We start from the raw sequence: 6,559 nt of genomic DNA on the forward strand, positions 1-6,559 counted from the left end.
ACTAGAGGCTAGAGGGTAGTATTTTTACTCAGCACTCAGCACTTCAAGTATGAATACTCTGCTGAATGGGAACTTCTATGCGAAATTCTGTACCTTGGCCTGGTTGTGAATCGCATTGAAAAATACCACCATGCTTATCTACCACAATTTGGTAACTAATTGATAGTCCCAAACCTGTACCCTTACCTACAGGTTTAGTGGTGAAAAATGGGTCAAAAACTCTTGTTTTGACGGCTTCTGGTATACCTAGTCCATTATCTTTGATGTAAATTACCACGCTCGGCACATTTTTGTTCATCTCTCCAACGGTAGTGCGAATGGTAATTTGACGTTGATGAGTGGCTGAGGTGGATTCTGGGTGATATTCTAAAGCATCGATCGCATTGCTCAACACATTCATAAAAACTTGGTTGAGTTGTCCTGCATAACACTCTACCAATGGCAAATCACCATACTCTTGAATAACTTGAATGTCAGCACCATCGGATTTCGATTTTAAGCGGTGCTGTAAAATCAATAAGGTACTATCGAGACCTTCGTGAATATCTACTACTTTCATTTCCGCTTCATCCAGGCGAGAGAAATTCCGCAAGGACATGACGATTTGGCGGATGCGTTCTACACCAAAGCTCATGGAAGAGAGAGTTTTGGGTAAATCTTGTGAGAGAAATTCTAAATCAATATCTTCCAGGCGATCGCTAATTTCTTCACTAGGTTTAGGATATTGTTTCTGATAAAGGTTGAGCATTCCCAGTAAATCATCTGCATACTCCCGCACATGGGATAAATTGCCATAAATAAAATTCACGGGATTATTAATTTCATGAGCTACACCCGCTACTAATTGACCTAGTGAAGACATTTTTTCTGTTTGGATAAGTTGAGTTTGGGTAGTTTGTAACTCATGCAAGGCGGCGGTTAATTTTTGGGCTTGCTGTTGGGTTTGTGCTAGTAAATCAGCTTGTTGTAGGGCTACACCTAATTGAGCGGCGATTTGACTGAGAAAGTTAACTTCCGAAGGTTTCCATTCGCGGGGGCCAGAATGTTGATAAGTGCAAAGCAAACCCCAGAGTTTTTGTCCAACAAAAATGGGAGCTAAAACAAAAGCATGAATGTGATAATACTCTAGATTATCTAAATGGCACTGGTTAAAGCCCATGTGATAAATATCATCCACAGCAAATGTTTCGTTGTGGCGGTAACGTCCTCCCGCAGTTTTTTGCAGGTAGGTGTCATTCCAAACGGTATTTACCCCTATTTTGCTTTCATTTGTCCAATGGGGGCTAGTCGCTTCAAAGTCGCCGACAAATTCACCACCCCAATCTGCTGTAAACCGATAAACCGAAACGCGATCGCCTTTGACTAACTGACAAACTTCTTTGGTGGTAATTTGAAAAATCTGATCTATATCCAAGGACTCCCGAATTTTAGCAATTACGCCAAATACAGCTTGTTGTTGTTGATATGTGCGTTCTAGTTCAACTGTGCGTCTTTTTACTTGATGTTCTAAATTTTGATTAAAGCCTTGTACTTGTTGATAAAGTTCATATTGTTGAATTGCTGAGGCAAAATGTTTGGCAAGTTCTCTAGCTAATTCAATATCTGCGTCTGTCCATTGTTGAGCTTGGGCTGTTTTTGATTCTTTCCAAACATCAAAAGATAACCGGGGATATAACTGGCGGCGATCGCGGTCAAATTGACCAGCCCACAAGGTTTCTGTGTCGATTTCATTGCGAAAGATACTTAAATAGCCAACTAATTGCTGACGGTAACACAGGGGAATCATCAGCAAACTACGAATTTTGGTTGGTTTAAAAGTTGGTTGCAAAGTTCGCAAACTTGCAGTTTGATAAATATCATCGATTGCCCAAACATCGTATTCACCAGACTGATAATGTTCTTGCCAGACGTTATACTGCTCCATTAAGGGATAAATCGTATCTGGGGGAATTTCTGGCTGTTGTCCACTGGTATAAATTTGAATGCAGTCACTCCCAGGAATTAAACATTCTTTCAAACTTTTAATTTGATTATTAGCAGCTTGAAAAGCATCGTTTCTCATACACAATCTTCCACCCACACCTTGAAAGGCGGCGACAGCAGCTTCTAATGCTGGTTGTAAAACAATTGTTGGGAGGGAATGTAGCAGAGTCGCAATGCGATTAATTACACTTTCTCGTTCAGCTTTGGCGCGGGCTTGGGCGAGAAGATAACTTTGGGCGATCGCCACCGATAATTGATCTACAACCATTTGCATCGCTTCTAATTCATAAAGTGAAATAGAATGCGCCTGGGAATGATGAGATACTAGCAATCCCCACAGTTGATGTTGATGGAAAATCGGCGCGACAACGCAAGATTTAACGCCCATCGCCGTTAAGTATTCTGCGTGACAAGGATCTACAGGGCGATAACGAATATCCTCCGGTTTCAGTTCTCCTGTTTCTAAAACACTCATCGGGCTATGACCAATCTGTTGCAATTCCACATTTACAACCGAACGTACCCTAGATTTAATAAACAATTCACGCGCATAAGGCGGAATATCATCGGCGGGAAAATTCAGTCCCAACAGCGAAGGTAGACGCTGTTCATGAATGGATTCAGCCACCACTTTACCTGTACCATCCGTATGAAATTGATAAATCATTACTCGATCAGTACCCAGTAAACAGCGTACTTCTGCTGTTGTGGTTGTAATAATTTCTTCTAACTCTAATGTTTGACGAATCCGATTTGTTATCCGGCGTAGAAGACTCTCTTGATTAAGTCTTGTCCGCAAGTTTGGATCTGCTAGTTGGGACATTGTTTTTAAGTTTAAAAATTTTTGAAATTAAATATCTTGTCAGCGATAAATCTAAAAATATTGTGAATTTTATGTAATCTATTTGTCTACAGTAAAACCACGGTCAAAATATAGTGAATACTCCTAGGTTTTTGTTACAGGTTTTTACATTATTTTGTTTAAGAAAAAAATCTCAGTATTTTATATATTTTTGATAAATTTTCACTAGTAAAAAGTTTAAAAAAACCAGATATTTATGTTTTTATAAAAAAATAGAGACCAGAACTAAGCTGTGTCTCTACTGTTAAACAGTAACTCTTCCTTGAGGATGATTACCCAGAGAATTAAACTCTGTTATTATCAGCAAAACGAATTCTTAAATAGTCTTCTTCCATTTTGGCACCAGCAGGCTGTAGTGCTGCTAAAGCCTGTGGCAAAACCAAATTACGGCGATGATTACCGATTGTAATGTTTAATTCATCACCTGTTTTACTTAGCTGAATTTGGTGTTTAGGAATACCTGGTAAATACAGTTCTAAACTGTATTCATTTTTCTCTTGTATGACTCTAACTGTTGTTTCTTTGTAATAAACTTGGCTAGGGTCTTCGTCTTTGTAGAGAATTTCCTTAAGTCTTTCTAATGCAGCTAATCCACACATTTCTTCAGAAAATAGCGGCACTTCTTTAACTGGCAGAGGATGGAAATTTTCGTGAATTTCTTGACGATACTGTTCTTGATTTTGTTTCCAACGTTGGAAAAATGGATCTTCCACTTCCGGCGGAATAATCCTATTAGCAACTACTAAATCTGTAGCTACATTGTATAAGCTTAAATAAGCATGGGCGCGTAGGGATTCTTTAATCACCATCTTTTCAGGATTGGTGACAAGACGTACAGAAGTTTGGGTATTATCTGTTAATACCTTTTCCAGCGCCTCAATTTGTTCATAAAATTCGTAAGGTGCATCCATTACCTCTTTGTCGGGTAGCGAAAACCCCGCAATTGGTTTAAAAATTGGTTCCACTAAAGGACGCAACGCTACAGAGATATTTTGAAATGGTTTGTAAAAGCGGCGCATATACCAACCGCCAACTTCTGGTAAGCTTAACAGGCGCAAAGCTGTGCCGGTAGGGGCTGAGTCAATAATTAAAACATCAAAATCCCCTTCATCATAATGGCGTTTCATTCTCACCAAGCTGAAAATTTCATCCATTCCTGGTAAAATCGCCAATTCTTCGGCTTGCACTCCTTCTAAGCCCCGCGCCTGCAAAACCTGGGTAATGTATCGCTTCACAGCACCCCAGTTACCTTCCAGTTCTTGCAGTGCATCTAGTTCTGCACCCCACAAGTTTGGGCGAATTTGTTTGGGTGCATGTTCTAGTTCTAAATCAAAACTATCGGCTAAGGAATGGGCGGGATCTGTACTTAAAACTAGTGTACGATAGCCCAGTTCTGCACAACGAAGTCCCGTAGCGGCAGCAACAGAGGTTTTTCCCACACCGCCTTTGCCTGTCATCAAAATTACTCGCATTATCTCGAATCTCTAAGGTTTTTAGCTTGTGAGTCCTCTAAAATGCTCAATTAATGCTCAAAGAGGTGGTTATTAGTTTTGTAGCAAAACATGAAGTATGAATTTCATACTCAATCTCTTTGCCAAAAAAACACTCATCTCTTATTATTACGTAATTCTCTAACTCACAAGTTGCTGCATTCTAAATTTGCAGAGGAAGTGAGAAGTGAATCATTACCGCAAAAGTATAAAGAAACGAACCGCAAAGGACGCATAGACACGAAGTTATAAGAGTTTGAGAGAGTTATTGCGTAAGTCCTATAAAATTCAGAATTTAGAAGTCAGAGTGGTTAATAAATCACAGTTTTACTAGACAGAGATTTTCTCAGTCTCAAACAAGTTTCTCAGCGAAAATCCAAAATCTAAAATCCAAAATCCAAAATTGGTATGAGTCGTTACTTGATTAATCCCATCTCATATAAACCTTGGTGCAGTCTTTTGGCTTCTGCGAGATTTTGCTGCTGTTCGTGGAGGAGAATGGCATTTTTAAATGCTGTCAGACTAGCTTGGAGATTACCAACTTTTAGCTGTACTACGCCTAAATTTTGATATGCTTCTGCGTAATAAGGATTTAATTTGATGGCTTTTTGATAACAAGCGATCGCATCAGTAAATAAATTCAAAGCCTTTAATGTCATGCCTAAGTTATAATATCCAGTCGCAAAATCTGGGTCAATTTTTAAAGCTGTTTCGTAAGCTTTTTTGGCGTTGTTTAAATCGCCTGCATCTTTGAGTAAGTTGCCTAAATTGTTATATGCTCCTAACTTGAGCATGGGATATATCGGTAATTTAATCGCAGCTTGATAGTTTTCTAGGGCTGATTGCGGCTGTTTTAAATGATTGTACGCAATCCCTAAATGATAGTAGAGTTCATATAAAATTTCGTAGTTTTCTGTTGATTGATTTGCTGTCACCCAATCTTGGGGTGACTTACCACTAGCTTGCTTGAGTCCCCGTAGCAATAATTCTACACCTTGAGTAAGTTTGCCAGTTTCAACATAAAGCGCCCCTAATTTACTGCAAACATAAGGATCATTGGGATGCGTGGCGAGAAACTCTAACATTGCAGCTTGCGCTTTGATGTATTTATTATTTTGGGCGATCGCTCTTTTTTGATACCCTGTATGCAGAATTGCTACACCCTGCAAATAACCTACTTGCCAATGCGGTTCTTTTTGTATAATCGCCGCTACACTATCATCAACTAAGGCATGATAAGGCCTTTCAAAGCGAATTTCGGGATGATTGCGAAACAACCGCGAAACCAAAGAATAGGGAGATTGAACCGCACCAATTTCTTGGCGGATGAGATTAATTAAGATATATTCATCACTTTGAATTGCATCTTGTAGCTGTGGCACAATACTGGGGTTGAGTATTTCATCCGCATCTAACACCAACACCCAATCACCAGTAACATATTTTAAAGCGGCATTTCGAGCAGTACTAAAGTTATTAGTCCATTGAAAATGATGTACTTCTGCACCGAATTGTTGAGCGATTTCGGGAGTGCGATCGCTAGAACCTGTATCTAACACTACCATCTCATCCACGAAATCCTTAACACTATTTAAGCACTTCGGCAGCGTAGTTTCTTCATTTTTTACAATCATGCACAGACTAATACTCATACGCGAACTTCAATTGATTTACTTATATTTATTAAACATAGGTGATGCACTTGCACAAATAAGACTTACGCATCAAAACGAAAAATCAAGGGTTGGGAAGAGGGTGTAAGGGTGTAGGGGTGTATATATCTAAAACCCTTACACCCCATACCCTTGCACCCAGTTTCCACAGCAAATCTTTTTGCGTAAACCTTAACAAATTTAGCATCTAGCAATTTTAAATCGGTTGCTCACCAATCTACTCCCTGTTTCTTCGCGTAGTTGACAAATCAAACCGGATTGCTAAATGACAACTCTACTTGCTACCAGCCAATACTTAACACTTTATTACAATAGATTGGCAAAACTGTGAAGTACACCCGCATTTCTCACAAGCTTCAGGCGTTTGATGGGGCAGAGGGGCAGAGGTGCGGAGGGGCAGGGGAGAGAGTACCTTCATTCTCCCCTGCTCCCCTGCTCCTGACAGGTGTAGGTTTTTTACAATTAGGAGGAGTTAAAGCAGAAGAAATCGTCAACAGGAGTAGAAGGAAAAGAACTCCAGCGATGAAGATGAATCGGAAGGTGATTGAGAA

At 39.7% G+C, this 6,559-nt stretch carries 4 protein-coding genes; 1 reads left to right on the plus strand and 3 read right to left on the minus strand.

Annotated elements, in window-relative coordinates:
• Window positions 1–43: 43 nt before the first annotated feature.
• From H6G79_RS26040 to H6G79_RS26050, 3 genes are all read right to left on the minus strand, one after another.
• Window positions 44–2,806, minus strand: a complete 2,763-nt coding sequence (locus H6G79_RS26040; protein ID WP_190591556.1) for a GAF domain-containing protein — start codon at window positions 2,804–2,806, stop codon at window positions 44–46.
• A 323-nt stretch (window positions 2,807–3,129) separates the two neighbouring features.
• Window positions 3,130–4,317 carry a TRC40/GET3/ArsA family transport-energizing ATPase gene (locus tag H6G79_RS26045; RefSeq protein ID WP_190591557.1) on the minus strand — a complete coding sequence of 396 codons (1,188 nt, stop codon included), beginning with the start codon at window positions 4,315–4,317 and terminating at the stop codon, window positions 3,130–3,132.
• A gap of 434 nt (window positions 4,318–4,751) precedes the next feature.
• On the minus strand, window positions 4,752–5,987 hold the full coding sequence (locus H6G79_RS26050) for a glycosyltransferase (protein ID WP_190591558.1): 1,236 nt from the start codon (window positions 5,985–5,987) through the stop codon (window positions 4,752–4,754).
• Between the two features lie 348 nt (window positions 5,988–6,335).
• On the opposite strand from H6G79_RS26050, the gene H6G79_RS36530 reads away from it, so the two are divergent.
• A partial coding sequence (locus H6G79_RS36530) for a hypothetical protein (RefSeq protein WP_206758807.1) occupies window positions 6,336–6,559 on the plus strand: 224 nt, incomplete at its 3' end.

It is taken from the genome of Anabaena sp. FACHB-83 (genome assembly GCF_014697485.1).
Taxonomy (GTDB): domain Bacteria; phylum Cyanobacteriota; class Cyanobacteriia; order Cyanobacteriales; family Nostocaceae; genus Nostoc_B.